This is a genomic window from Oceanitalea stevensii, assembly GCF_014837105.1.
Taxonomy (GTDB): domain Bacteria; phylum Actinomycetota; class Actinomycetes; order Actinomycetales; family Actinomycetaceae; genus Oceanitalea; species Oceanitalea stevensii.
In genome coordinates, this window is sequence record NZ_JACSPO010000002.1 from 257540 (window position 1) to 282793 (window position 25254).

Here is a 25254-nt window from a genome sequence, read left to right on the forward strand (position 1 = left end):
GGATGTCGAGCGCCTCCCGCCTGGCGAAGGTCCGCGCGCGCCTGGACCTTCCCACGGTCCGGCGTGCCTCCGGCCTGCTCGACGGGCACCACCGCTCGATCTTCACCGGGCACGGGCAGGACTTCGACGACATGGTCGAGTACCACCCGGGCGACGACGTCGGCGACATCGACTGGAAGGCCTCCGCCCGTACCGGGCACCCGGTCATCCGCCGCTTCGTCCACGAGTCGAACCTCGCGATGGTGCTCGCCGTGGACACCGGCCGCTCGATGGCGGCCACCGCCCCGAGCGGGGAGCGCAAGTCCGAGATCGCCCTCTTCGCCGCCGACGTCGTCGCCTACCTCGCGCGCTCGCGCGGCGACCTCGTCGGCCTGGTGGCGGGGGACTCGCGCCGGATCACCCAGGTCCCCGCCCGCGGCGGCACCGGCCACATGGAGATGCTCCTGCGCCTCCTCGAGCGCGAGCTCACCCGCGACGCGCCCGTCTCGGACCTCTCCCGCGTCCTCGACCGGATCCTCACCTCGGCCACCCGCCGCACGCTCGTCGTCCTCATCACCGACGAGGCGCGGCCCGCGCTCAGCGACGAGGAGGCGCTGCGCCGGCTGCGCACCCGCCACGACGTCATGGTCATCTCGGTGGCCGACGCCGTGCCGACGACGCCGGGCCTCGGTCCCGTGGCCGACGTCGAGGGCGGGCTCGTCCTGCCGCCCTTCCTCCAGCGCGACCGTCGCCTGCACGCCGCGGCGACCACCGCCGTCGCCAACCGCAAGAAGCGGGTGCGCGACATGCTGCGGCGCCGCGGCGTCGAGCACGTCGTCGCCGCCAGCTCCGACGACGTCGTCGACGCCCTCCTCGACCTGTTCCGGAGGCAGCGACGTGTCCGGAGCTGAGTCCCTCCTGCCCCCCGAGTCCTACTCGACGTGGGTGCCGGTCCTCGGCGGCGTGCTGCTGCTCGCCGTCGTCGCCTGGTACGCCTTCGTCCTGCTCTCCACCCGCCGTCCGGACCGCCCCCGCGAGCCCGGGCCGCTGAGCCCGGACGGCCGCGCGCGCTTCGAGCAGGACGTCGAGGCGGCGCTCGCCGCCTACCGCAGCGGGGAGCGCGACGTGCGCGGCCTCCACCTGGACCTCGCGCGCATCATGCGCTCCTTCGCCTCCGAGCGGATCGGGCGCGACGTGCGCTCGTGGACTGCCGGGGAGATCGCCGATCACGACCCGACGACGCAGCTCGGGGACCTCCTCCACCTGTGGGAGGAGCCGTCCTTCGCGCGGCGCAGCGACGCGGAGGCCGACACGGCCGTGCAGCGTGCCCGGGAGGTGATCCGCCGGTGGTGATGCTCATGGCGTGGCTCATCCCCGTGGTCCTCGGGCTCGTCGTCCTCGCGGCCGTCCTCGGCTGGTTCCGGCCGCGGACCTCCCGCGAGACGCGGTCGGTGAGGTGGGTGGCCAACACCGCCTACCTGCGCCGCCTGCCCACCTACCGCCGGCGCATGCGGCTGTACCAGGTGGCCCTGGGCGGGGTGGGCGTCTTCGCGATCGTCGCGGCCCTCGGCTCCGCGCTGCTGCTCGCGCGTCCGGCGGAGCGGGACGTGCGCGCGGAGGTCCTCGCGACCCGTGACATCGTCCTGTGCCTGGACGTGTCCGGCTCGATGATCGAGTTCGACACCGAGATCGTCCAGACCTTCTCGGAGATGGTCGAGAGCTTCGACGGCGAGCGCATCGCGCTGTCGGTGTGGAACTCCACCTCCCGCACGGTCTTCCCGCTCACCGACGACTACGCGCTCGTCACCGACGAGCTCGACGCCGCGGCCACCGCCCTCGACTTCGACCTCGACGCCCTCGTCCACGCCCCCGAGGCGCTGGACCGGCTCGAGGAGTTCGTCGCCGGGACGATGTCGCTGGACCCCAACTCCTCCTCGCTCGTCGGGGACGGCCTGGCCACCTGCGCCTACGCCTTCGACGAGACGGACACCGAGCGCTCCCGCTCGATCATCATCGCGACCGACAACCAGGTGCTCGGCGAGCCGATCTACGGCCTCCAGGAGGCCGCCGACCTCGCCGCCGAGCGCGACATCCGGCTCTACGGCCTATTCGCCTCCTCCGACGAGTCCTACTCCCCGGAGAACGAGGAGGCCTACCGGCAGGCGATCACCGGCCACGGCGGGCTCGTCTACAACGCCGACGACCCCGGCGCCGTCGACGCGATCATCGCGGACATCGCCTCCCAGCAGGCCGTGGAGCTGGAGGCAGAGCCGGAGGTCGTCATCACCGACCGTCCCGAGACCGTCCTGTGGATCGCCGTCGCCGGCGTCGCCGCGCTCGTCCTCGCCGCGTGGAGGCTGCGGTCATGATCCTGCGACTCGTGTGGCCGCTGTGGGTCATCGCCCTCGTCTTCCTGCCGCTCGTCATCGTCTGCGTGCTCGCCGCCGTGCGGGCCCGCCGGACCGAGGACGGCTCCTTCGCCGCGTGGCTGCGCCGCGGGGGCATGGTCCTCGCGCTCGCGGCGATCGCGCTGGGCCCGGCCGTGCCGAGCACGACGACGACGGTCGCCACGAACGTCGAGCTGTTCTTCGTCGTCGACCGCACCGGGTCGATGGCGGCGGAGGACTACGACGGCGGACGCCCCCGGCTGGACGGTGTGCGGCACGACGTCGAGGCGCTCGTCGAGGCGATGCCCGGCTCGCGGTACTCGGTCATCACCTTCGACTCCCAGGCCGCCCGCCAGCTGCCGCTCACCACCGACGCCCGGGCGGTGAGCACGTGGGCCGAGACCCTCGTCCAGGAGATCACCTACTACTCGGCGGGCTCCGCCGTCGACCGGCCGCTGCCGGCGCTGAGCAGCGCCCTCGAGGGCGCCGCCGAGCGCAACCCGGAGAACGTCCGGCTCGTCTTCCTCCTGTCCGACGGCGAGAACACCCGCGGCGACGGGACCGGTGACAGCGAGACGCAGTCCTACGCGGGGCTGGCCCCGCTCGTCGACGGCGGGGCGGTGCTCGGCTACGGCACCGCCGAGGGCGGGCAGATGCGCTACTACGACGGCACCGAGGAGACCGGTCCCGGCACCGACGCGCCGTGGATCCTCGACGAGACCCAGCCCGACTCCCCGCCCGCCGTCTCGCGCATCGACGAGACCCAGCTGCGGCGGGTGGCCGAGCAGCTCGGCGTCGACTACACCCACCGGACCGCGCCCACGGACGTCTCCGGCCTCGTGGCCGGGATCGACGCGGAGACCATCGCCGCGGAGGACGGCCGCCGCGAGGTGTCCGTGTACGAGGACGTCTACTGGCCGGCGGCCGCGGTGCTCGCCGCGCTGCTCGCCTGGGAGGCGTGGTACCTGGCACGCCGCTTCCCCCGCCCCTTCGCGTCCCGCCGAGGAGGGAGCGCCGCATGAGCGCCGACGTCCCGCAGTCCGAGCGCCCGCCGCTGCCCGCCCACCTGCGCCGGCGCCGTCGGCTGCTCGCGTGGTCCGCCCCGGTGGTGCTCGCCTTCCTCGTCACCGGCTCCCTGCTCGTGGGCACGGTGCTCGGCGCCGCCCTGGGCACCCGCGAGTTCGACGCGCTGCGCTTCCCGGAGGCGGCGCGGCAGTACCAGGCGCAGCAGCGGTGGACCGGCTTCCCCGAGCAGTGGAAGGCGTGGTTCAACAGCGGCACCGCGCAGTACCGGGCCGAGGAGCACTTCCTCGCGGTCGAGGACCTGCGCAGGGCGCTCGAGCTGGTCCCCGAGGCGGGACCCCTTCCCGGTGGACCCGAGGGCAGCAAGGCCCCGGAGTCGCCCGAGTGCCGGGTGCGGACCAACCTGTCGCTGGCGATCGAGGCGATGGGGGACGTCGCCGCGACCGACGACGAGGACCCCGGCATGGCCGAGGTCTACTACGCCGAGGCGCAGGAGGTCATCGCGCCCTGCACGAGCTCCCAGGACAACGAGGAGAGCTCCGAGCGTCAGCAGGACAAGGAGCAGCAGGCCCGCGAGGACCAGCAGGAGCCGCAGGAGCAGCCCTCGGACCAGCCCTCGGGCGAGCCGAGCGAGGACCCGAGCGACGAGCCGAGCGACGGGCCCAGCGAGGACCCGAGCGACGAGCCCAGCGACGAGCCGAGCGACCCCGGCGACGAGCCGAGCGACGACCCGGGGGAGCAGGACCCCACCGACGAGCCGGACGACGACCCCCGCCGCGACGAGCTCGAGGAGCGCAACCGTGAGGCGGAGCGCGACCGGCAGGAGCAGCAGGAGCGCGGCGGCGGCGGGTTCGGCGGCGGCCAGAACTGGTAGTCCCCGTGCCCGGGCACGACCGACGTGTGGAGGACCGCGGGGTCCGGGTGCAGACTGAGGTGGTGCCGACACCGAGGGAGACGACCGACGTCGTCGTCGTGGGTTCTGGACCCAACGGGCTCGCGGCGGCGGTGACGATGGCCCGAGCCGGCCTCGGCGTCGTCGTCCTCGAGGCCGAGTCGACCATCGGCGGCGGGGCGCGCACCCTCGACCTGCCGGGGACGGACGGGCTGCGCTACGACGTCTGCTCCGCCGTCCACCCCCTCGCCACGGCGAGCCCCTTCCTCGCCGAGTTCGACCTCGAGTCGCGCGGCGTCGAGCTCGTCACCCCCGAGCTGTCCTACGCTCACCCGCTCGACGGCGGCCGCGCCGGGCTCGCGTGGCGCGACCTCGAGCGCACCGTCGACGGCCTGGGGCCCGACGGCCCGGCGTGGCGGCGGCTGTTCGCGCCGCTCATGCGCGACTCGGAGGCCGTCGTCGGCGCGACCCTCGGCGACATGCGCAGCATCCCGCCCGAGCTGCGCTCGGTGAGCGGCATGCGCGCCGCCGTCGCCTTCGGCCTGCGGGTGCTCACCCAGGGCACCCACCTGTGGAACCTGCCCTTCCGCAGCGACGTCGCCCCGGCCATGGTCACCGGCGTCGCCGGCCACGCCATCGCCCCGCTGCCCAACCTCGCGCCCGCCGGCGTCGCGCTCATGCTCGGGACGCTCGCCCACGGCGTGGGCTGGCGCATCCCCGTGGGCGGCTCCCAGGCGATCGTCGACGCGCTCGTCGCGGACCTGCGCGCCCACGGCGGGGAGGTCCGCACCGACGTGCGCGTGCGTTCGTGGCGCGACATGCCCCGTGCCCGCTCCTATCTCCTCGACACGACGCCCCGCGCGGCCGCCGGCATCTGGGGGGACAGGATGCCCGCCGAGATCGCCCGCCGCCTGCGCAAGGCCCCGCGCGGCGGCGGTGCCGCCAAGGTCGACTTCGTCCTCGACGGACCCGTCCCGTGGGCCGTCCCCGAGGTGGGCGAGGCCTTCACCGTCCACGTCGGCGGCAGCCGCGAGCAGGTCACCGACGCCGAGACGAAGGTGGCCCGCGGGATCATGCCCGAGCGCCCCAGCGTCCTCCTGTCCGACCCCGCCGTGGCCGATCCCGGCCGTGCGCAGGGCGGGCTGCGGCCGCTGTGGACCTACGCCCACGTGCCCGCCGGCTCCGACGTCGACATGACCGAGGCGATCACCCGGCAGATCGAGCGCTTCGCGCCCGGCTTCCGGGACGTCGTCGTCGACAGCGTGAGCGTGCCGGCGGCGCGGATGGTCGAGCACAACGCCAACCTCGCCGGCGGGGACATCGCCGGTGGCGCCGTGACGATGCGCCGCGTCCTCGGTGGCCCCACCGGCCGCTGGGACCCGTACTCCCTCGGCATCCCCGGCGTGTACCTGTGCTCGTCCTCGGCGCCGCCCGCGCCCGGCGTCCACGGCATGAACGGCTGGCACGCCGCCCGCCGTGCCCTGCGGCAGCGCTTCGGCCGGGCCGTGCCGTCCCTCGCCCCCTGACGACGGCGGCTCGCGGGCACCCGCGGCCGCGCCGGGCGCGGGCGGGTAGGGTTCCTGCGGACCGAGCGAAAGAGGGTGGCGATGAGCGGCGTCGTGCTGCTGCGTGACGTGGCGGTGGGCGAGGGGCGCGTGAAGGTCGCCGCCCCGCTGTGCTCGCCGACCCCCGAGGGGCTCCTCGTCGAGGCCGGGCGGGTGACCGCCGCCGGCGTCGACATCGCCGAGTGGCGCGCCGACTACCTCCTCGCCGCGCGTCCCGGCGTACCGCTGCGGGAGCTCCCGGCGGCGCTGCGCGAGCGGCTGGGCGCCACGCCCCTGCTCCTCACCGTGCGCAGCGCGGAGGAGGGCGGTGAGACCACCCTCGACGACGGCGCGTACGCCGCGGCCGTGTCGGCGCTCCTCGACGACGGCGCGGGGGACGCCGTCGACCTCGAGCTCGCCCGCGGCAGCGTGCTGCCCGGGCTCGTCGACCGCGCCCGGGAGACCGGCGCGCGCGTGCTCGTCTCGAGCCACGACGTCACCGGCACCCCGCCCGCCGCGGAGATGGCCGACCGGCTCGCCGCGATGGCCGCGGCCGGCGCCGACGTCGTGAAGATCGCGGTGACGGCGCGGGACCCGCTCGACGTCATCGCCCTCCTCGAGGCGACGTACACGGCGGACCGGGAGCTCGACGTGCCCGTCGTGACGATGGCGATGGGCCCAGTGGGCCTGGTGAGCCGGCTGTGCGGGGAGGTCTTCGGCTCCGCCGTCACCTTCGGGTCGGTCGACCGGGCCTCCGCGCCCGGACAGATCGACGTCGCCCGGCTGCGGGACGTCGTCGCCCTCGTCCACGAGCACGCGGCACGATGAGCCAGCCGCCCCCGCCGACGGGAGCGCCCCAGGACCCCTGGAGGCCGCCGGCCGGCCCCTCCGGCCCGCCCGCGGTCCGCTACGGCCCGCCGGCCGACCCGTACCGCCCGGCCAGCTACCCCGTCCCGTACCAGCCCGCGCCGGTGGGGCCCACCGGCTCGCCCCTGGACGCCTACGCCTACCAGCTGCCCGCCCCGCGCCGCCGGACGGGGCTGATCGTCGCGGTCGTCGTCTTCGCGGTGCTCGCCTTCGCCGGGCTCGCCCTCGTCGTCGCCGCGCTCGTCGGGCTCGTGGGCGGGGGCCGCGCCTACGGCGAGGACCCGGGCCTCGACCGTCTCTGGGACGCGTGCACGGCCGGGGACGCGCTGGCCTGCGACAACCTCTACCTCGAGTCGCCCGTCGGCTCGGAGTACGAGGAGTACGGCGACACCTGCGGTGAGCGTTTCCCGCCCGGGGAGCAGCAGTGGTGCCGCGGGCGCATGTGACCTAGCGCAGCCCCAGCGCCGCGACGACCGGCAGGTCCGCGGGGAGCCAGGGCAGCGCGGCCCAGTCGGCAGGGCCCACCCACCGCAGCTCGTCGTGGTCGAGGAGCGGCTGCGGGTCCCCGGACCGGGTCCCCGCGAGCCACACGCGCAGGCGCAGGACGGGCGTGATCGGCCAGTCCCCGCCGAGTGGCCCGGCCACCGGCGCCCCCAGGGACACGCGCACGCCGAGCTCCTCGTGCAGCTCGCGGTGCAGCGCCGCGACCGGGTCCTCCTCGGGCTCGACCTTGCCGCCGGGCAGCTCCCACCGGCCGGCGAGCTCGGCCGGTGCGGACCGGCGGGCGGCGAGCAGGCGGGCCGGCCGGGCGACGTCGTCGACGATCGCCGCGGCGACGACGAGACGGCCTGCCCAGGCGGGCGCTGAGCTGTCGGCGGGGAGGGCGGGCACCCGTGCACGCTACCGCTGCCGCGCCGGCCACGGCACGATGGCGGGATGGACCTCACGGCGGTGCTCGAGCGGCTGCGCCCGGGTGCGCCGCTGGCCGAGCTCGGCGTCCCGGACGCGGCGGTGTGGGCGGCGCTCGCGGCCGGCCTGCTCATCGTCGGCGTGCGTCCGCTGTGGCGGCTGCTCCGGGTGGCCGTCACCGTGGTCCACGAGCTCGGGCACGCGCTCGTCGGCGTCCTCGTCGGGCGCTCGTTCACCGGGCTGGTCCTGCGCCCGGACATGTCGGGGCACACCGTCACGGTGGGCCGCTCGCGCGGCCCGGGGCGGGTGGCGACGACGTGGGCCGGCTACCCCGCGCCGGCGCTCGTGGGCCTCGTGCTCGTCCTCGCGGGGACGGGCGGGTGGACGGGCCCGACGACCTTCGTCCTCGCGCTGCTCCTCCTGCTCGGCCTGCTGCGCTCCCGCTCGGTCTACACCGTCCTCGTCATGGTCGCGGCGCTCGCCGCCGCGGGATGGCTGTGGTGGGCGGCGGACGAGCGCGTCCGTGGCCTGGCCCTGCTCACCGCGGGCGTCGTCCTGCTCCTCGGTGCCTGGCGCCACCTCGGCGCCGTGCTCCGCGCGCCTGACCGTGGCTCGGACCCGGCGGTGCTCGCCCGGCTCACCCGCGTGCCGGCGGCGCTGTGGGCGCTGACCTTCGCCGTCGTCCTCGCCGCGTCGAGCTGGGTCGCGGCGGGCCGGCTGTGGGAGCTGCTCCGTTGACACGCGGCGGGCGACACGCGATACTTGAAGGATCAACCATGAGAGGTGGAGACCGATGAGTGATCCGCGCTGGCTGTCCCCCGTCGAGCGGGAGACCTGGCTGAGCATCTCCGAGCTCGTCACCACGCTACAGGGTGCCCTCGACACCCGTCTCCAGCAGCACGCCGGTGTCACCTTCTACGAGTACATGGTCATGGCCATGCTCTCCGAGCAGGACGACCGGACCCTCCAGCTGAGCGAGCTCGCCGAGCTGACCTCCGGCTCCCTCTCGCGCCTGTCCCACGTGCTCACCCGGCTCGAGCGGCACGGCTGGGTGGTGCGCGAGCGCTCCCCCCTCAACCCGCGGGCCCGCATCGCCACCCTCACCGAGGAGGGCCTGGGGAAGGTGGAGCAGACGGCTCCCGCTCACGTCCGCGACGTGCGCGAGCTCGTCTTCGACGCCATCGCCCCCGAGGACGTCCCCGAGCTGGCCCGGATCCTCGCCCCGGTCCTTGACCGCGCCCGGCCGCCCGGCCGCCGCGTGCGGACCGGCCGCGGCCTCGGCGTGCGCTGACCTAGGACGCGGCCGGCGTGCCGCCGATCTGGCGGGGCAGCTCGCGGAAGGCGCCGAGGTTCAGCGCGTCCGCGGCGATGCGCATCTGCTCGAGCTCGGGGTCCCCGAGGGTCTGGGCGACGGTGTCGAGCAGCCGGATCCGGATCGCCTCGGACTGGACGAGGACGGCCTCACCCTTGGGCGTGAGGTGCACGAGCGTGGGCGTGGCGTCGGCGTTGCGCTCGTTGGGGTGGTGGTGGCGGCTGAGCAGCCCCTTGTTGACGAGGCCGGCGACGGTGGCCGCGGACGCGGCGTCCGCCTGGCCCGTGAGCCGGGCCACCGTGCGGTAGTGGTCGGCGCCCTGGGCGACGGCGGTGAGGGCCTGCAGCTCCCCGAGGCGCAGGCCGGTGAGCTCCTCGACGCCCCCGACGAGGAGGCGGCGTGCCTGCTCCCGCTGGGCGGAGTCGCTGTCGAGCTCGAGGATGGCGTCCAGACCCGACCCGGGGGTCGTGCCGCGCAGCACCTGGCGGGCGCGGCTGAGGAGGTCCGTCTCGTCGGGGTCGACGGTCGGGACCGGCGGGGGGTCGTCCTGCTGCATGCTCACAGTTCGTCAACGCTACGGGACGCCGCCGAGTTCCACCCGCCGGACCGGCCGCCGTCGAGGGCGGTTTCCGAACCCGCGCGGGCCGTGGCTATACTCGTCTCCGGCAGCGGCACAGTCGCTGTCACGCGGGTGTAGTTCAATGGTAGAACTTCAGCTTCCCAAGCTGACGGCGCGGGTTCGATTCCCGTCACCCGCTCCAGACGGCCGGCCCCGACGGGACCGGCCGTTCGCCATTCGTGAGGCACAATCGCTGCGTGCTTCTCTCCGACCGTGACATCCGGGCCCAGATCGACGGCGGGCGGGTCCACCTCGACCCGTACGACCCCGCGATGATCCAGCCCGCCAGCATCGACGTGCGGCTCGACCGGTGGTTCCGGCTCTTCGACAACCACCGCTACCCGGTCATCGACCCGGCGCAGGACCAGTCCGAGCTCACCCGGCTCGTCGAGGTCGCCCCGGACGAGCCCTTCGTCCTCCACCCCGGGGAGTTCGCGCTCGGCGCGACCTACGAGCTCGTCACCCTGCCCGACGACGTCGCCGCCCGCCTCGAGGGCAAGTCCTCCCTCGGGCGCCTGGGCCTGCTCACGCACTCCACGGCCGGCTTCATCGACCCCGGCTTCACCGGCCACGTCACCCTCGAGCTGTCGAACACGGCGACGCTGCCCATCACGCTGTGGCCGGGCATGAAGATCGGGCAGCTGTGCTTCTTCCAGCTCTCCAGCCCCGCCGAGCACCCCTACGGCTCGGGCGCGCAGGGCTCGCGGTACCAGGGGCAGCGCGGGCCCACCGCCTCCCGTTCCCACCTCAACTTCAGCCGCATCCCCCTGGTCTGATGACCGACGAGCTGCCCGCCCTCGACCGCGCCCTCGCGGAGCCGCGGCACCTGCTCGTCCTGTCCGCGGAGGTCGACCCGGAGGAGGTCGAGGCGCTCGCCGTCTCGCACTTCGACGACGCCGGCTGGCTCGGCCCCTCGACGCTCCGGCTCACCGGTGAGGTCCAGCTGACCGGGCCCTGGCGCGTGGACGACCGCGTCCGGGCGGCGCTGGACCTGCCGGCGTGGGCGGCCACCGCCATGCTGCTGCGCTGCCCCGTGCAGCGCGGGGCGCCCGTCCCGCCGGAGCTGCGCGGCCTCGGCGGGCTGCTCGACGCCTTCCCCGAGGGGGAGCCGGTGGGCCTGGAGCGCCGGGTCCTCGACCACCTCCTCGCGCAGGCCCGCCGCCTCGCCGGCGCGCTGCGCGTCTCGGGGACGGGCACGGTCCTCGTGCCCGACCCGGCCTCCGCCGTCGACCTCACCGTCCACACGACGGTGTGGCTGCAGCCCGAGGCCTGCGGCCGCGTGCTCGCCCCCGTCCTGCCGGGAGTGCGGGCGCTCGACGTCCCCGAGGCGCCCGCCCCGCCCGTCGACCGGCAGCGGGCCGACATCAGCCCCCACCGGGCGCGCGCGGCCGCCGCCCTCGACGAGGGTGAGCGCGCCTGGCTGCACGCGGAGGCCGACGCCCTCGACGCCGCCGTGCTCTCCCAGCCCCAGGTGGTCGACGGCTACGCGCACCTCGCGCCCGTGCCCGGTGGGACGCTCGAGGTGCTCGTCGCGGGTGACGAGCACACCCCGCTCGTCCTGCGCGGCCTGCCGTGGGCGCGCGGCGGCGTCATCAGCTACGAGGTGCGCTGGCGGCCCGACGAGCCGGCCCTCGCGCTCGGACCGCGGCCCCCGCTGGCGCTGCGGCGCCAGCGCGAGGAGGTGCGTGCCCTCGTCGAGCGCGTCGCGGCGGCGCTGCACGCCGTCGTCGGCGGGGAGGTCGTCGACGACGACGCCTTCCTCGTCGCCCTCTCGCAGACGTGACGACGCGGCGGCCCCCGGGGGGGGGCCGCCGCGTGCGCGGGGTGTCAGCGGGAGTCGCGGACGGTGCCGGCGGAGTCCTGCGCCTGGGACTTCACGTCCTGCGCGGCGCCGGTGCCCTCCTCGCGGACGTGCTGGACGCCCTCCGTGGCGGTGTCCTTGAGGTCCTGGACGGCCTGCTGGGCCGGCTCCCGGAGCTGCTCGGCGGTGTCCTGGGCGGCCGACTTCACCTCCTCGGTCGCCTTGGCGAGGGCGTCGCTGTCACGCGCCCCGCCCACGAGCTCGCGCTCCTTGCGGCTGGAGGGGATGAGCCCGGCCGCGAGCAGGCCCGCGCCGAAGGCGATGAGGCCGGCGGCGAGGGGGTTGCCTTCCGCCTTGTCCTTGACGCGGTGCGGCGCGTCCTGCGCCACGCCGCCGGCGCGGCCGGCCTGGTCGCGGACCGAGCCGGCGGCGTCGGACGCGGCCCCGAAGACCTTGTCCTTCGCGTCGGTGGCGCTCCCGAAGACCTTGTCCTTGGCGTCGGTGACGGCGCCGCGGATCTTGTCGCCCTGACGGTGGGCGATGTTGCTCGGGTTCACCTTGTCGCTCAGCGCGTCGACGTTCTGGCTGAGGTCGGCGCGGGTGCGTTCGATGTCACTGCGGATCGCGTCGGGATCGTTGGTCGCCATCAGTGGTCCTGTCCTTTCACTGCGTCCGGGATCTTCTTCACGGTCTCTTGCGTGCGGGGCAGGCCCTCGGCCTGCTTGATCTCCTTGCGGCCGGTCACCGCCAGCACGGCGGCGACGACGGCCCAGATGACCGCGACGATGAGTGCGGACCAGCCGAGTGCCGGCTGGGCGTCCCCGTCGCCGATGAGCGCCCCCAGCGCCCACCACAGGGCCAGGGAGAGGAAGAGCAGGGTGAAGTACCCGGCCAGGCCGGCGCCGCCGAACATGCCAGCGCCCTTGCCCGCCTTGCTCACGGTCTGGGAGATCTCCGCCTTGGCGAGCTCCATCTCCTGGCGCACGAGCGTGGAGAAGTCCTCGCTGATGTTGCCGATGAGCTCCCCGAGGCTCGCGTCCTCGGGCGGCGGGCTGGTGCCCGGCGCCCCGGCCGGCGGAACGTACGGGCTCGCGCCCGGTGCCCCGGCCGGGGGAACGTACGGGCCGGCGCCTGGCGCCCCGGCGGGCGGGACGTACGGGCTGGCGCCCGGCGCCCCGGTGGGGGGAGTGTGACCGGGGGGCGTGCTCATCGCAGCCCGCCCGGCTGGTCGCCCTCGATGCTCGTGCTCGTGTCCGTGCCGTAGGTGTGCATGGGCGGCGGGGGAGTGGCGGTGCCGCTCAGCGGGCTCGTGCCGGTGGAGTAGCCCACGGGGGTCGTGGTGGTCCCGGTCGTCCCGTACTGGCCCGTGCCGTACTGGCCCGAGGTGTGGACGCTCGCGGACGTGGCGCCCGAGGTGCCGGTGTCGTCGTCGCCCATGTCCTTGAGGCTGCGGGCGATGCGGCCGGCGGCGAGGCCGAGCCCTGCCGCGATGAGCATGAAGGTGCCCGGGTTGCGGCGGGCGTAGCGACCCACCTCCTCGAGCAGCTCGGCGGGCTCGCGGTCCTCGAGCCAGCGACCGGCGTCGTCGGCCGCCTGCGAGGCCCACCGGGCCACGTTGGTGGCGACGCCCGGCTCCTCGGTGCCGTCGGCCATCTGGTTCATCTCGGAGGAGAAGGACCGCAGGCCGCTCGCGAGCCGCTGCTGCTGCGTGCCGGCCTGGGTGGAGAGCTCGGAGGTGCCCTGACGGTAGAGCTGCTGGGCCTGGCGCTTGGCCTCACCGGCGGCCTGCTTGACCTCGTCCTTGGCGGTGCCGGCGACGTTCGCCGCCTGCTCCTTGGCGCTGCCGGCGAGCCTGGAGGCCTCCTCCTTGGCGGCCTCCTTGGCCCCACCGTTGTCGTCGTCCTGGGCCACGTGGGCCGGGCCGGTGCTGACGGGGGCCGGCGCGCCGGGCGGGGGCGGGGTCACCGGTGCGGGCGGGGCGACCGGCGGCGGCGGTCCGACGGGCGGCCGTCCCGGGGCTCCGGCGTCCTGCCCGAGTGCCTCTGGGTTTCCCGCGGGGCGGGTGAAGTCCTCAGTCATGTGGTTCAGTCCCTTCGGTGCTGATCCGGCCTCGTGGTCGTTCGAGGCACCTCCCAAGGGTGGTCTCAATCGCGTCAGCGCGCCTCCCGAAACGTTGCACCGGGCGATGCGCCGAACGAATGACACCCGCGAAGTTCCGCGTGAGCACGAGGATCGAGCGGCTTGTGCGCAACCGATTCACGATCGCGTCGGTGTGACGAGCGGCTCCTCCTCGTTGCGGGTGGGGCCAGCGGCCGGTTGATACAGTGTTGATGTCCCCCTGCTGCGCGAGCCGCGTCGGTCCGGGGGTTGTCCTGCGTGGTTACGGCCGGCGTGGACCACGTTCATGACCGACGACATTCGACGGAGCCGCCGGTGCTGCAGCTGCTGATCCTCCACCTCCTGGTGGCTGTGGTCGCGCCTGCGTGCATGCGCCTGTGGGGGCGCCGCTTCTTCCTCGTCCTCGCGCTCGTCCCCGCCTCCGCGGCGGCCTGGGCGGCGGCGCACAGCCCCGCCGTGCTCCGCGGGGACCACCCCGTCGTCGACGTCTCGTGGGTGCCGGCGCTCGACCTCCACCTCTCCTTCCGGCTCGACACCCTGTCCTGGCTCATGGTGCTGCTCGTCGGCGGGGTGGGTGCTCTCGTCCTCGTCTACTGCGCCGCCTACTTCTCAGCCACCGCCCAGGGCCTGGGCCGCTTCGCCGGCGTCTTCGTCGCCTTCGCGGGCTCGATGCTCGGCCTGGTGACGACCGACAACACGCTGCTCCTGTACGTGTTCTGGGAGCTCACCACCATCACCTCCTTCCTCCTCATCGGGCACTACCACGACCGGCAGAGCTCGCGGCGTGCGGCGGTCCAGGCGCTCGTCCTCACGACCTTCGGCGGGCTGGCGATGCTCGCCGGCTTCATCGCCCTGGGCGAGGTCGAGGGCGGGAGCTACTCGCTGAGCGCGCTCGTCGCGTCCCCGCCCGGGGGCGCGATCGTCGAGGTGGCCGTCGCGCTCGTCCTGCTCGGTGCGGTGACGAAGTCGGCGCTGCTGCCCTTCCACTTCTGGCTGCCGTCGGCCATGGCCGCGCCGACCCCGGTCAGCGCCTACCTGCACGCCGCCGCGATGGTCAAGGCCGGTGTCTACCTCGTGGCGCGCCTGGCCCCCGGTTTCGCCGACGTGCCGCTGTGGCGCTGGGCGGTGCTGCTCCTCGGCGGTGGCACCCTCCTGCTCGGTGGCTACCGCTCGCTGCGCCAGCACGACCTCAAGCTGCTGCTCGCCTTCGGTACCGTCAGCCAGCTCGGGTTCATCATCCTGCTCGTCGGCTTCGGGAACCGGGCCGCGGCGCTCGCCGGCCTGGCCCTGCTCGCCGCGCACGCGATGTTCAAGGCCTCCCTCTTCCTCGTCGTCGGGACCATCGACTGGTCCGTGGGCACCCGTGACCTGCGGGAGCTGACGGGGCTGGCCCGGCGCATGCCGCTGACGGCGGCGTCCGCGGCGCTGGCGACGGCGTCGATGGTGGGGCTGCCCGTCACGCTCGGCTACGTGGCCAAGGAGGCCGCGCTCGAGTCGATGCTCCACACCGAGGACGGCTTCGGCACCGCCGCGCTCGTCCTCATCGTCCTCGGGTCGATCCTCACCTTCGCGTACGGGATGCGCTTCATGTGGGGCGCCTTCGCCAGCAAGCCCGGGGTCGAGCTGTCCTCGGCGCAGCGCACCTCGCGGCTCATCGTCACCCCGGCCGCCGTGCTCGCCGTCGCCGGTGTCGTCGTCGGCTTCCTGCCCGGCGGCGTCGAGCGGGTGCTCGCCCCCCACGCCGACAGCTACCCCGGCGAGCCCGGCCACCTCACCCTCTGGGGCGGCTTCGGTCCGGCGCTCTACCTCACGCTGCTCGTCGTCGCCGTCGGCGTCGTGGTCTTCCTGTGGCGGGCACCGGTCGAGCGGTTCCAGGGCGCCCTGTGGGAGTTCGACGGCGCGGCCGGCGTCTACCGCCGGATCATCCGCGGCACCGAGCGCTTCGCGGCGGACGTCACCGCCGTCACCCAGCGCGGTTCGCTGCCCGCCTACCTGTCGACCATCCTCACCGTGACGGTCGTCCTCGCCGGCGGTGCGGCCATCACCTACGGCGTCCTGCCTGCGGACGTGCGGCTGTGGGACAGCGGGGTGCAGGCCGCGGTCGCCGCGGTCGTCGCCCTGGCGGCCCTCCTCGCCGCCCGCGCCCGGCGCCGGCTGAAGGCCGTGCTCCTCCTCGGCGTCTCCGGGTACGGGATCGCGCTCCTGTACGAGATCCACGGCGCCCCGGACCTCGCGCTCACCCAGGTGCTCGTCGAGACGATCACGCTCGTCGTCTTCATCCTCGTCCTGCGCCGGCTGCCCGCCTACTTCTCCAACCGGCCGCTCGCCGCCTCCCGCTGGTGGCGCGCCGCGCTCGGCGCCATCGTCGGCCTCACCGCCGCCGGGCTCACCATGGTCGCCGCCGGCTCCCGGATCCACGTGCCCGTCTCCGTCGACTTCGCCGAGGAGGCCTACGAGTACGGCTACGGGCGCAACGTCGTCAACGTCACCCTCGTCGACATGCGCGCCTGGGACACGATGGGCGAGATCTCGGTGCTGCTCGCCGCGGCCACCGGCGTCGCCTCGCTCATCTTCCTCCGCGCGCGGGCGATCAAGATCGACCGCGCGACCAAGCTGAGCGACCCTCGGCAGGCCCGGGTGTGGGAGACGCCCGTCCCCGACCGCAACGTCAGCCTCTACCGCCGGATGACCGAGCGGGGCGAGGAGGCAGGCACTGCGGGCCGCGGACGCCAGTGGCTCAGCGCCATCCCGACCCTCGCGCCGCAGCGGCGCTCGGTGATCTTCGAGGTCGGCACCCGCCTCGTCTTCCACACGATGGTGATCTTCTCCCTCTACCTGCTCTTCGCCGGGCACAACCAGCCCGGCGGCGGCTTCGCGGGCGGCCTCATCGCCGGCATCGCGCTCACCGTGCGCTACCTGGCCGGCGGCCGCTACGAGCTGGGCGAGGCGCTGCCCGTCCAGGCCGGCTGGATCCTCGGCTCGGGCCTGTTCCTCTCCGCCGGCGCCGGCGCCATCCCGCTGTTCTTCGGCGGGGACGTGCTCCAGTCGGCCCTCATCGAGGCGAACCTGGGCCCGATGGGCGAGCTCAAGCTCGTGACGACGATCTTCTTCGACGTCGGCGTCTACCTCGTCGTCGTCGGTCTCGTCCTCGACATCCTCCGCACCCTCGGTGCCGAGGTGGACCGCCAGGGCGAGCGGGAGGGTGACGTCGCCCCCGACGTGCCCTTCGACTCCCCGGAGGTCACCTCCGACGACGCCGCGCCCGAGGCCGCGCCCGCCGGATGGGTCGGCAACCCGCGCCCCACGGACGGAGAGCCCCGATGATCGACACGTCCCCGAGCCTCGCGCTCATCGTGCTCATCGCCGTCCTCGTCGGTGCCGGCGTCTACCTCCTCCTCGAGCGCAGCCTCACGCGCATCATCATCGGCATCTCGATGATCTCCAACGGGGTCAACATCATGTTCCTCGTCGCGAGCGGCCGCGCCGGTGGGCCCCCGCTCGTCGGCACGACCGCTCCGGAGAACATGAGCGACCCCCTCCCGCAGGCCCTCGTCCTCACCGCCATCGTCATCACCCTCGGGCTCACCGCGTTTCTCCTGTCGGTCGCCTACCGCGCCTGGCAGCTCAACGGCCACGACGAGGTGCAGGACGACCTCGAGGACCGCCGGATCGTGCGGCTCGCGGAGAGCAACGAGGTGCCCGCCCGCAGCACGGACGACGCCGGCACCTCGCTGGCCGAGGACGCCGCCCTGTCCCGGGACGAGACCCTCGTCCTGCCCCACAGCAGCGGCCCCAGGCGCCGCCGTCCGGGCCTCGGCCTGGACGACGAGGAGCTGCGATGAGCTTTCTCCTGCCGCTGCCCGTCCTCATCCCCCTCGTCGCAGCGGGGCTGGCGCTCGCGCTCGCCCGCTTCCCGCACGTCCAGCGGATCGTCACGCTCACCGCGCTCACCACCGTGCTCGGGGTCGCGATCGCGCTGCTCGTCCTCGTCAACGACGGCCCGATGGCCGTCGACATCGGAGGCTGGGCCGCGCCCGTGGGCATCGCGCTCGTCGCGGACCGGCTCTCGGCGCTCCTGCTCGTCGTCTCCGTCGCCGTCACCCTCGGGGTGCTCCTGTACTCGCTGGCACAGGGCAACGCCGACGGCGACGAGGGCGCACCGGTGGCGATCTACCACCCGACGTACCTCATCCTCTCCGCGGGCGTCTCCAACGCCTTCCTCACCGGCGACCTCTTCAACCTCTACGTCGGCTTCGAGATCCTCCTCGTCTCGAGCTTCGTGCTCATCACCCTCGGCGGGTCCCGCGAGCGGGTACGGGCGGGCACGGTCTACATCGTCGTCTCGATCCTGTCCTCGATCCTCTTCCTCGCGGCGATCGCGCTCGTCTACGCCGCCACGGGCACGGTCAACCTCGCGCAGCTGTCCCAACGCCTCTCGGAGATCGACCCGGGGACCCAGCTCGTCCTCCAGCTCATGCTGCTCGTCGCCTTCGGGATCAAGGCGGCCATCTTCCCGCTGCACGCGTGGCTGCCCGACTCCTACCCGACGGCGCCCGCCCCGGTCACCGCCGTGTTCGCCGGCCTCCTCACCAAGGTGGGCGTCTACGCGATCATCCGGACCCAGACGCTGCTCTTCCCCGACGGCCGGGCCGACGACGTCCTCATGGTCCTCGCGCTCCTCACGATGGTCATCGGGATCCTCGGCGCCGTCGCCCAGCAGGACATCAAACGGCTCCTGTCGTTCACCCTCGTCAGCCACATCGGCTACATGGTGTGGGGCATCGCGATGTCGACGGAGGCCGGGCTGTCCGCGGCGATCTTCTACGTCGTCCACCACATCACCGTCCAGACGGCCCTCTTCCTCGTCGCGGGCCTCATCGAGCGCCGGGGCGGCACGACGTCCCTCGCCAAGCTCGGCTCGCTCGCGCGGGTCGCGCCGCTCCTCGCCGTCCTGTACTTCGTGCCGGCGATGAACCTCGCCGGGATCCCGCCGATGTCCGGCTTCCTCGGCAAGGTCGGCCTCATCGAGGCCGGCGCGCAGCGTGGCGGCGCGCTGGACTGGACGCTCGTCGGCGCCGCGCTCGTCACGAGCCTCCTCACGCTCTACGCCGTGAGCAAGGCGTGGAACCAGGCCTTCTGGCAGGAGGCCCCCGAGCCGCTGCCGGACACGTCCACGCCGCGCTCGATGGTCGGGCCCACGGCGGCGCTCGTCGCGATGTCCCTCGCCTTCACCGTCGTGGCCGGGCCGCTGTTCGACTACACCGACCGCGCGGCCCGCGACCTGCGGCAGCAGACTCCGTACATCTCCACCGTCCTGCCCGACGGCCTGCGCGGCTCGGGCCAGTCCTCGGACCTCACCGAGGAGGCCGAGCGCAACGGCGAGTCGGGCCAGATCAGCGAGGAGCAGGAGACCCGGGAGGAGGTGCCGTGAGCCCGCACATCGCCAAGCAGCAGCCCCAGGAGCACCGCCCGCGCGGCCGCTTCCGGCCCCGGGCGAACTGGGGCATCCTCCTGTGGCTCACCGCCGTGTGGGTCGCCCTGTGGGGCGACCTCAGCCTCGCCAACGTCGTCATCGGCGCCTTCCTCGCCGTCCTCGTCACCGCGGTGCTCCCTCTGCCCAGCACGCCCTTCGACGGCCGCTTCCGGCCCTGGGGCGTCGTGCTCCTCCTCGCCTACTTCCTGTGGGACGTCGTCAAGGCGTCGGTCGAGGTCGCGGCCCTCGCCGTGCGCCGCAAGCCGCCGCGGGGCGCGGTCATCCGGGTGCGCCTGCGCAGCCACAACGACGTCTACCTCACGATGGTCGCCGGCATGACGTCCCTCGTGCCCGGGTCCGTCGTCATCGAGGCGCACCGCATCACCGGGACGCTCTACCACCACATCCTCGACGTCGACATGCACGGCGGCCTCGAGCGGGCCCACCAGGCCGTCCTCGACCAGGAGGAGCGCATCCTGCGCGCCTTCGGCAGCCGCGAGGAGCTCATCGAGGCCGGTCTGACCCCGGGCAGCTCCGCGCGTGCCGGCAAGCAGCGCAGCAGCTCCGGGGACCGCGTCGACCGCGACATGAACGCCCGTCGGGAGGAGGCGTCATGACCGTCGTCTACGTCATCTGCTTCGTCATCCTGCTGGCCGCTGCCCTCATGGCGCTGTCCCGGGTCGAGCGCGGGCCGAGCATGTTCGACCGCATCCTCGGGGTGGACGTCACGACCGCCGTCCTCATCGGCACGGTCGCGATCATCGCCGCCGCGACCAAGCGCGGCGACCTCGTCCCCGTGCTCATCGTCCTCGCCCTCGTCGGCTTCATCGGCTCGGTCTCCATCGCCCGGTTCGCCGCGGCGGAGTCCGCCGAGGAGGGCCGCATCCTCACCAAGGACGAGCTCGAGGACATCCTCTCGCAGCGCGACGCTGCGCACGAGGACGGGCCGGACGCCGACGAGGACGAGGACAGCGGGTCGGTCATCGTCTCCGTCGAGGCCGACGACGACGAGGAACACCGCAGGAGGGACCGATGACCACCGACACCGTCCTCGACGTCGTCGCCGGGTTCCTGCTCATCGGCGGGTCGCTGCTCGCCCTCGTCGCGGGCCTCGGCATCGTCCGCTTCCCCGACCTGCTCTCCCGCATGCACGCGGCGACCAAGCCGCAGGTGCTCGGCCTCATGCTCCTCATGCTCGGCCTGGGGATCGAGCTGCGCAGCGTCACCGCGGGGGTCACCCTGCTGCTCGTCGTCGCGTTCCAGCTGGTGACGGGGCCGATCTCCGCGCACATGCTGAGCCGGGCCGGCTACCGCACCGGCAAGGTCGACCACTCGCTGCTCGTCGTCGACGAGCTCACCGAGGACCTCGAGCGGGCCGAGAAGCTCGACGAGCTCGACCGGCTCGAGCTCGAGCGGGAGAAGCGCACCGCCAGCGCGGACGAGGGCCGCGACGCGCGCGGCACCTCGCCCGCGGACGGCTGAGGCGCGGGGCGGCTACGGCCCGGTGACGGGGTTGGGGGACTTCTTCTCCACCGGCCCGCCGTACCACTTCGCGGCCCCGGCCTGCGCCAGCTGGCGGCTCAGCCCGATGACGGCGCCGCTGACCGCGGCGAACACGACGACCTCGGTGAGGCTGACCGCGGGGTCGTCGTTGTCGTCACCGGGCGGCTCGTGCCCGGTGACGGCCTTCCACCCGATGTCGAGGAGCTTGTTGGCGAGCAGGCCGGCAAGGACTGCCGACCCGGTGCTGACGATCTTCCACCCGATGTCCATGTCACTCCATCCTTGAGGGCTGGGGACAAACCTAACGGGGCCCGTGGCGCCGCGCACACCTGCCCGCGAGGTAGCATCGTGAGCGAACGACAGGGGAGCACCGGACGGTGCTGAGAGTGCGGTGAGGCCGCAGACCCTCGAACCTGCTCCGGCTAGCACCGGCGAAGGAAGTCGGGATTCTCTCCCCGGGACGCGGTGACCCGCGCCCGGACCCCTCCTTGCACCTGAGGAGGACGCATGACCACGCACCGCACCCGCACGGTGGCCGCCGGGCTCGTCGCGACGCTCGCCCTGGCGGCGTGCAGCGCCACCGGCTCGGGCGGGGGAGGGGGCGAGGACGCGGACGTGCTCCGCGTCGTCACCCACGACTCCTTCACCCTCAGCGAGGGGCTCCTCACCGCCTTCGAGGAGCGCACCGGCTACACCGTCGAGCAGATCACCCCCGGCGACGGCGGCGCGCTGGTCAACCAGCTCGTCCTCACCCGCGACAACCCGCTGGGCGACGTCGTCTACGGCATCGACAACTCCTTCGCGGCGCGGGCCGCCGAGGAGGGCGTCCTCCAGCCCTACCGCTCCCCGGACGCCGTCCGGACGGCGATGGAGGACTCCCTCACCGCCGTCGACTTCGGGGACGTGTGCGTCAACGTCGACCACGAGTGGTTCCGCGAGCAGGGGATCCCCGAGCCGCAGACGCTCGAGGACCTCACCGACCCCACCTACGCCGATCTGCTCGTGGTGACGAACCCCGCGACGTCGTCGCCCGGGCTCGCCTTCCTCCTCGCGACCGTCGGCGCCTTCGGGGAGGACGGGTGGGAGCAGTACTGGCGCGACCTCAGGGCCAACGGCGTGCGGGTCGTCGAGGGCTGGTCCGACGCCTACTACGTCGACTTCTCCGGGTCCGAGGGCGCCGGGCCGCGGCCGCTCGTCCTGTCCTACTCCTCCTCGCCCGCCGCCGAGGTGCCCGCGGACGGCTCCGAGCCGCGGACCGGGGCACTGCTCGAGACCTGCTTCCGGCAGACCGAGTACGCCGGCGTGCTGGCCGGGGCCGAGAACGTCGAGGGCGCCCAGGAGTTCGTCGACTTCCTCCTCTCGCCCGAGGTCCAGGCCGACATCCCGGGCAGCATGTTCATGTACCCCGTGCTCGACGGCGTCGGGCTGCCCCAGGAGTGGGCGGACCACGCCCCGGTGAGCCCGGCGCCCCACGAGGTGGAGCCGCAGGCCATCACGGACAACCGGGACCGGTGGATCGAGACGTGGACCGAGATCGTCGTCGGCTGACCCGGCGCAGCCCGGCGGCCGCGCTCGCCTGGGTGCTCGCGGCCGGGGTGCCGCTCGCGTTCCTCTCCGTCTTCTTCCTGTGGCCGGTCGTGACGATGGTGGCGCGCGGCTTCGTGCCCGACGGCGCCCTGGACCTTGGGGGCATCACCGAGGTCCTCTCGCGGCGGCGGACGTGGCGGGTCATCGGGATCACGGTGGGCCAGTCGCTCACCGCGACCGCGCTCGCCCTGCTCCTCGGCATCCCGGGGGCCTACGTGCTCTACCGCTGCCGCTTCCGGGGCCGCCGGCTCGTGCGCGGCTTCGTCACGGTGCCCTTCGTGCTGCCGACGGTCGTCGTCGGCGTCGCCTTCCGCTCCCTCCTCGTGGAGACCGGGCCGCTCGGTTTCCTCGGCATCGACGGGACCTTCGCGGCGGTCGTCGCGGCGCTCGTGTTCTTCAACTACGCGCTCGTCGTGCGCACGGTCGGGGCGCTGTGGGAGCGGCTGGACCCGCGCGCCGAGGAGGCGGCCGGCAGCCTCGGTGCCTCCCCGTGGCGGGCGTTCCGCACGGTGACCCTGCCCGCCCTCGCCCCGGCGGTCGTCTCGGCGGGCGCCGTCGTCTTCCTCTTCTGCGCGACGTCCTTCGGCGTCGTCCTCACGATGGGCGGGCTGCGCTACGGGACGATCGAGACCGAGGTGTGGATCCAGACCACCCAGTTCCTCGACCTGCGGGCGGCCGCGGTGCTCTCGGTCCTCCAGCTCGTCGTCGTCGGCGCCGCCCTGCTCCTCGCCTCCCGCGCCCGCCGGCACTACGACCACTCCCTCCACCTGCGCGCCGACCGCTCCGCCACCCACCCGCTGCGGCTGCGCCAGGCCGGGCGGCCGGGACCGGACACGCCCGCGGCAGCCGTCACCGCCGTCGTCGTCCTCGGGCTGCTCGTCCTGCCGCTCGCCCACCTCCTCACGGGCTCGCTGCGCACCCCCGAGGGCTGGGGCCTGGACAACTTCCGCCGGCTGGCGACGACGGGCGGCACCAACGCCCTCACCGTCACCGTGTGGGAAGCGGCCCTCAACTCCCTGCGCGCGGCCGTGGACGCGACCGTCATCGCCGTCGTCGTCGGCACGCTCGTCGCGCTCGTCGTCTCCCGCCGGCCCCGCTCGCCGGGCGGACGCCGGGCGCTGGGGGTGCTCGACGCCGTCTTCATGCTCCCGCTCGGGGTGTCCGCGGTGACGGTCGGCTTCGGCTTCCTCATCACCCTCGACTCCCCGCCCCTCGACCTGCGCGGCTCGGCGCTCATCGTGCCGATCGCCCAGGCGGTGGTCGCGGTCCCGCTCGTCGTGCGGACGGTGCTGCCCGTGCTCCGGGCGATCGACCCCCGGCTGCGGGAGGCGGCGGCCGTCCTCGGGGCGTCCCCCGGACGCGTGCTCGCGACCGTCGACGGCCCCTTCCTCGTCCGCGGCCTCGGCCTCGCCGTGGGCTTCGCCTTCGCGGTCTCGCTCGGGGAGTTCGGCGCCACCGCCTTCCTCTCGCGCCCCGAGAGCCCCACGCTGCCGGTCGTCATCTTCCGGCTCATCGGCCGCCCCGGCGCGGAGAACTACGGGATGGCGCTCGCGGCGTCCGTCGTCCTCGCCGCCCTCACCGCCGGCGTCATGATGCTGGCCGAACGCCTCCGAGGAGACAGGATGGGCACGTGGTGAACGGACTGGAGGTCCGCGGGGCGGTCCTCACCTACCCCGGCGGCCCGACGGCGGTGGACGACGTCAGCCTCGACGTCCCCGCCGGTGAGGTGCTCGCGCTGCTCGGCCCCTCCGGCTGCGGGAAGTCCTCGCTGCTCCGGGCGGTGGCCGGGCTCGAGCCGCTCACCGCGGGGCAGGTGCGCTGGGACGGGGACGACCTCGCGGCCGTGCCCGTGCACCGGCGCGGCTTCGGGCTCATGTTCCAGGACGGCCAGCTCTTCCCGCACCGCGACGTCGCGGGGAACATCGCCTACGGCATCGGCGGGCTGCCGCGCGCCGAGCGCGAGGCGCGCGTGGCCGAGCTGCTGCGGCTCGTGGGCCTGCGTGACTACGGCGAGCGCCCGGTGACGACGCTCTCCGGCGGGGAGCAGCAGCGGGTGGCCCTCGCCCGCGCGCTGGCACCGCGCCCGCGGCTGCTCCTGCTCGACGAGCCGCTCTCCTCCCTGGACCGCTCGCTGCGCGAGCACCTCGCCGGCGAGCTGCGCGACATCATCCACGCGACCGGCACCACCGCCGTCTACGTCACCCACGACCACGACGAGGCCTTCACCGTCGCCTCCCGCATCGCCGTCATGGCGCGCGGGCGCGTCCTGCAGGCCGACACGCCCGAGCGGCTGTGGCGCGCGCCGGCGAGCGAGGAGGTGGCCCGGTTCCTCGGCTACGGACCGGTCGTCGACGCCGTCGTCGTCGACGGGCAGGTGCGCGGGCCGCTGGGCGCGGTGGTGGACGAGCCGGGCGGCGTGGGCGGCGAGGTGCGCCTCGCGCTGGGCCCGCGTGCGCTCGTGCCCGACGACGACGGCGAGCCGGTCCCCGTCCGCGGGTGGCGGGTGCGCCGCGGGGAGCGCGAGCTGGACGTCACGCTGCCCGACGGTCAGGGGGCCGTGGTCCGCGTGCCGGCGGACGGTGAGGTGCCGCAGACCGCCCGGGTGCGCGTGGCCGCCGAGCACGTGGCGGTGGTGTCCCGGTGAACGAGACGCTCATGCTGCTCCTCCTCGTGGCGGTCGTCGCGGTGCCGGCGCTGCTGCTGGCCCGCTCGCGCCGGCGGCTCGGCAGCGCCGTCCGCCGCACCGAGCGCCTGGAGATCTGGGCCGCGCCGCGTGGCTGGCGGGTGCTGGGAGACGCCCCGGAGGTGCTCGGCCGCTGGCAGTGCCTGCCCTTCACGGCACCGGAGCGGGAGGTGGACGACGCCGTCGCCGGGGAGTACCGCGGCCGGGAGGCGACGTCCTTCCGGCTCGAGACGGCGCCGCCGCGCGAGGTCACCCACGTCCTCACCGTCGAGCTGCGCGCCGCGGTGCCGGTCGCGCAGATGATGACCGACGGCGTCCCCGCCGAGGAGCTGGGCGCCGAGGGCGGCGCGTGGCTGGGCGAGCGAGCCCCGACGGGACTGTCGCTGCGGGTGGAGCGGGGCGTCGTCGTCGGCTGGCTCCCCGGCGAGCCGCTCCTCACGGAGCTGGACCGCTACCTCGACGTCCTGGTCGACGTCGCCGAGGCCCTCGAGCGCCTGAAGTAACCCACCACGACACCCCGCATATGCGGGCTTTCTGCGGCCGGCGCGCTCGTGAGG

The 25254-nt window shown here is 74.4% G+C and carries 28 protein-coding genes, 1 tRNA gene and 1 riboswitch; of the genes, 23 read left to right on the forward strand and 6 right to left on the reverse strand.

Annotated elements, in window-relative coordinates:
* Nucleotides 1-2: 2 nt before the first annotated feature.
* The 8 genes from H9624_RS07345 to H9624_RS07380 all read left to right on the forward strand — a co-directional run bounded on the left by H9624_RS07345 (nt 3) and on the right by H9624_RS07380 (nt 7138).
* Nucleotides 3-890 carry a DUF58 domain-containing protein gene (locus H9624_RS07345; protein WP_251839231.1) on the forward strand — a complete coding sequence of 296 codons (888 nt, stop codon included), beginning with the start codon at nt 3-5 and terminating at the stop codon, nt 888-890.
* Nucleotides 877-1332, forward strand: a complete 456-nt coding sequence (locus tag H9624_RS07350; protein ID WP_251839232.1) for a hypothetical protein — start codon at nt 877-879, stop codon at nt 1330-1332. Before H9624_RS07345 ends, H9624_RS07350 begins: the two co-directional genes overlap by 14 nt.
* On the forward strand, nt 1332-2348 hold the full coding sequence (locus H9624_RS07355) for a VWA domain-containing protein (protein WP_251839289.1): 1017 nt from the start codon (nt 1332-1334) through the stop codon (nt 2346-2348). Before H9624_RS07350 ends, H9624_RS07355 begins: the two co-directional genes overlap by 1 nt.
* Entirely contained in the window at nt 2345-3388 is a 1044-nt protein-coding gene (locus H9624_RS07360) for a vWA domain-containing protein (protein WP_251839233.1), read from the forward strand. Before H9624_RS07355 ends, H9624_RS07360 begins: the two co-directional genes overlap by 4 nt.
* Nucleotides 3385-4263 (forward strand): hypothetical protein, encoded by an 879-nt coding sequence (locus H9624_RS07365; RefSeq protein ID WP_251839234.1) that lies wholly within the window; start codon nt 3385-3387, stop codon nt 4261-4263. Before H9624_RS07360 ends, H9624_RS07365 begins: the two co-directional genes overlap by 4 nt.
* Nucleotides 4264-4322: 59 nt before the next feature.
* Nucleotides 4323-5807 carry a phytoene desaturase family protein gene (locus H9624_RS07370; RefSeq protein ID WP_372435123.1) on the forward strand — a complete coding sequence of 495 codons (1485 nt, stop codon included), beginning with the start codon at nt 4323-4325 and terminating at the stop codon, nt 5805-5807.
* Between the two features lie 81 nt (nt 5808-5888).
* On the forward strand, nt 5889-6653 hold the full coding sequence (aroD, locus tag H9624_RS07375; protein ID WP_251839235.1) for a type I 3-dehydroquinate dehydratase: 765 nt from the start codon (nt 5889-5891) through the stop codon (nt 6651-6653).
* A complete protein-coding gene (locus H9624_RS07380) occupies nt 6650-7138 on the forward strand; it encodes a hypothetical protein (RefSeq protein WP_251839236.1) in 489 nt (162 codons plus the stop codon). Before aroD ends, H9624_RS07380 begins: the two co-directional genes overlap by 4 nt.
* A 1-nt stretch (nt 7139) precedes the next feature.
* Here H9624_RS07380 and H9624_RS07385 read toward each other — a convergent pair whose 3' ends face one another.
* Complete coding sequence (locus H9624_RS07385) at nt 7140-7583, reverse strand: (deoxy)nucleoside triphosphate pyrophosphohydrolase (protein ID WP_251839237.1); 444 nt, start codon at nt 7581-7583, stop codon at nt 7140-7142.
* A 45-nt stretch (nt 7584-7628) separates the two neighbouring features.
* On the opposite strand from H9624_RS07385, the gene H9624_RS07390 reads away from it, so the two are divergent.
* Complete coding sequence (locus H9624_RS07390) at nt 7629-8339, forward strand: M50 family metallopeptidase (RefSeq protein WP_251839238.1); 711 nt, start codon at nt 7629-7631, stop codon at nt 8337-8339.
* A 55-nt stretch (nt 8340-8394) separates the two neighbouring features.
* Nucleotides 8395-8892: a MarR family winged helix-turn-helix transcriptional regulator gene (locus H9624_RS07395; RefSeq protein WP_251839239.1), complete on the forward strand. Its 498-nt coding sequence runs from the start codon at nt 8395-8397 to the stop codon at nt 8890-8892.
* Nucleotide 8893: 1 nt separating this feature from the next.
* Here the strand turns inward: H9624_RS07395 and H9624_RS07400 are convergent, their stop codons facing one another.
* Complete coding sequence (locus H9624_RS07400) at nt 8894-9475, reverse strand: winged helix DNA-binding protein (RefSeq protein ID WP_251839240.1); 582 nt, start codon at nt 9473-9475, stop codon at nt 8894-8896.
* Between the two features lie 125 nt (nt 9476-9600).
* On the opposite strand from H9624_RS07400, the gene H9624_RS07405 reads away from it, so the two are divergent.
* The 3 genes from H9624_RS07405 to H9624_RS07415 all read left to right on the forward strand — a co-directional run bounded on the left by H9624_RS07405 (nt 9601) and on the right by H9624_RS07415 (nt 11315).
* Nucleotides 9601-9674, forward strand: a tRNA-Gly gene (locus tag H9624_RS07405).
* A 55-nt stretch (nt 9675-9729) separates the two neighbouring features.
* A complete protein-coding gene (gene dcd / locus H9624_RS07410; protein ID WP_251839241.1) occupies nt 9730-10308 on the forward strand; it encodes a dCTP deaminase in 579 nt (192 codons plus the stop codon).
* Nucleotides 10308-11315 (forward strand): hypothetical protein, encoded by a 1008-nt coding sequence (locus H9624_RS07415; RefSeq protein WP_251839242.1) that lies wholly within the window; start codon nt 10308-10310, stop codon nt 11313-11315. Before dcd ends, H9624_RS07415 begins: the two co-directional genes overlap by 1 nt.
* Before the next feature lie 44 nt (nt 11316-11359).
* Here H9624_RS07415 and H9624_RS07420 read toward each other — a convergent pair whose 3' ends face one another.
* From H9624_RS07420 to H9624_RS07430, 3 genes are read right to left on the reverse strand one after another with little or no spacing between them, the layout of a single operon-like run.
* Nucleotides 11360-11980, reverse strand: coding sequence for a DUF3618 domain-containing protein (locus H9624_RS07420; protein ID WP_251839243.1), 621 nt, complete (start codon nt 11978-11980; stop codon nt 11360-11362).
* Nucleotides 11980-12543, reverse strand: a complete 564-nt coding sequence (locus tag H9624_RS07425) for a phage holin family protein (RefSeq protein WP_286010906.1) — start codon at nt 12541-12543, stop codon at nt 11980-11982. Before H9624_RS07425 ends, H9624_RS07420 begins: the two co-directional genes overlap by 1 nt.
* Complete coding sequence (locus H9624_RS07430; RefSeq protein ID WP_251839244.1) at nt 12540-13412, reverse strand: hypothetical protein; 873 nt, start codon at nt 13410-13412, stop codon at nt 12540-12542. The genes H9624_RS07425 and H9624_RS07430 overlap by 4 nt, the downstream gene beginning before the upstream one ends.
* A 354-nt stretch (nt 13413-13766) precedes the next feature.
* Here H9624_RS07430 and H9624_RS07435 point away from each other — a divergent pair, with 354 nt between their 5' ends.
* From H9624_RS07435 to mnhG, 6 genes are read left to right on the forward strand one after another with little or no spacing between them, the layout of a single operon-like run.
* Entirely contained in the window at nt 13767-16775 is a 3009-nt protein-coding gene (locus tag H9624_RS07435; RefSeq protein ID WP_251839245.1) for a Na+/H+ antiporter subunit A, read from the forward strand.
* A complete protein-coding gene (locus tag H9624_RS07440) occupies nt 16772-17293 on the forward strand; it encodes a Na(+)/H(+) antiporter subunit C (protein ID WP_251839246.1) in 522 nt (173 codons plus the stop codon). Before H9624_RS07435 ends, H9624_RS07440 begins: the two co-directional genes overlap by 4 nt.
* Entirely contained in the window at nt 17290-18882 is a 1593-nt protein-coding gene (locus H9624_RS07445) for a Na+/H+ antiporter subunit D (RefSeq protein WP_251839247.1), read from the forward strand. The genes H9624_RS07440 and H9624_RS07445 overlap by 4 nt, the downstream gene beginning before the upstream one ends.
* Nucleotides 18879-19541, forward strand: a complete 663-nt coding sequence (locus H9624_RS07450) for a Na+/H+ antiporter subunit E (protein ID WP_251839248.1) — start codon at nt 18879-18881, stop codon at nt 19539-19541. Before H9624_RS07445 ends, H9624_RS07450 begins: the two co-directional genes overlap by 4 nt.
* The gene (locus H9624_RS07455) at nt 19538-19960 is read left to right on the forward strand and encodes an MrpF/PhaF family protein (RefSeq protein WP_251839249.1); all 423 of its coding nucleotides are present in this window, start codon (nt 19538-19540) and stop codon (nt 19958-19960) included. Before H9624_RS07450 ends, H9624_RS07455 begins: the two co-directional genes overlap by 4 nt.
* Nucleotides 19957-20406, forward strand: a complete 450-nt coding sequence (gene mnhG / locus H9624_RS07460; protein ID WP_251839250.1) for a monovalent cation/H(+) antiporter subunit G — start codon at nt 19957-19959, stop codon at nt 20404-20406. The genes H9624_RS07455 and mnhG overlap by 4 nt, the downstream gene beginning before the upstream one ends.
* Before the next feature lie 12 nt (nt 20407-20418).
* Here mnhG and H9624_RS07465 read toward each other — a convergent pair whose 3' ends face one another.
* Nucleotides 20419-20697: a DUF4235 domain-containing protein gene (locus H9624_RS07465; RefSeq protein ID WP_251839251.1), complete on the reverse strand. Its 279-nt coding sequence runs from the start codon at nt 20695-20697 to the stop codon at nt 20419-20421.
* Nucleotides 20698-20778: 81 nt separating this feature from the next.
* Nucleotides 20779-20884, forward strand: a riboswitch (TPP riboswitch).
* A 50-nt stretch (nt 20885-20934) separates the two neighbouring features.
* Between H9624_RS07465 and H9624_RS07470 the strand changes: the two genes are divergently transcribed.
* Genes H9624_RS07470 through H9624_RS07485 form a run of 4 tightly spaced genes read left to right on the forward strand, consistent with a single transcriptional unit; the run spans nt 20935 to nt 25200 of the window.
* Nucleotides 20935-21975, forward strand: a complete 1041-nt coding sequence (locus tag H9624_RS07470) for a thiamine ABC transporter substrate-binding protein (protein WP_251839252.1) — start codon at nt 20935-20937, stop codon at nt 21973-21975.
* Nucleotides 21951-23651, forward strand: a complete 1701-nt coding sequence (locus H9624_RS07475) for an ABC transporter permease (RefSeq protein ID WP_251839253.1) — start codon at nt 21951-21953, stop codon at nt 23649-23651. Before H9624_RS07470 ends, H9624_RS07475 begins: the two co-directional genes overlap by 25 nt.
* Nucleotides 23645-24658: an ABC transporter ATP-binding protein gene (locus H9624_RS07480; protein WP_251839254.1), complete on the forward strand. Its 1014-nt coding sequence runs from the start codon at nt 23645-23647 to the stop codon at nt 24656-24658. The genes H9624_RS07475 and H9624_RS07480 overlap by 7 nt, the downstream gene beginning before the upstream one ends.
* The gene (locus H9624_RS07485; RefSeq protein WP_251839255.1) at nt 24655-25200 is read left to right on the forward strand and encodes a hypothetical protein; all 546 of its coding nucleotides are present in this window, start codon (nt 24655-24657) and stop codon (nt 25198-25200) included. Before H9624_RS07480 ends, H9624_RS07485 begins: the two co-directional genes overlap by 4 nt.
* Nucleotides 25201-25254 lie beyond the last annotated feature (54 nt).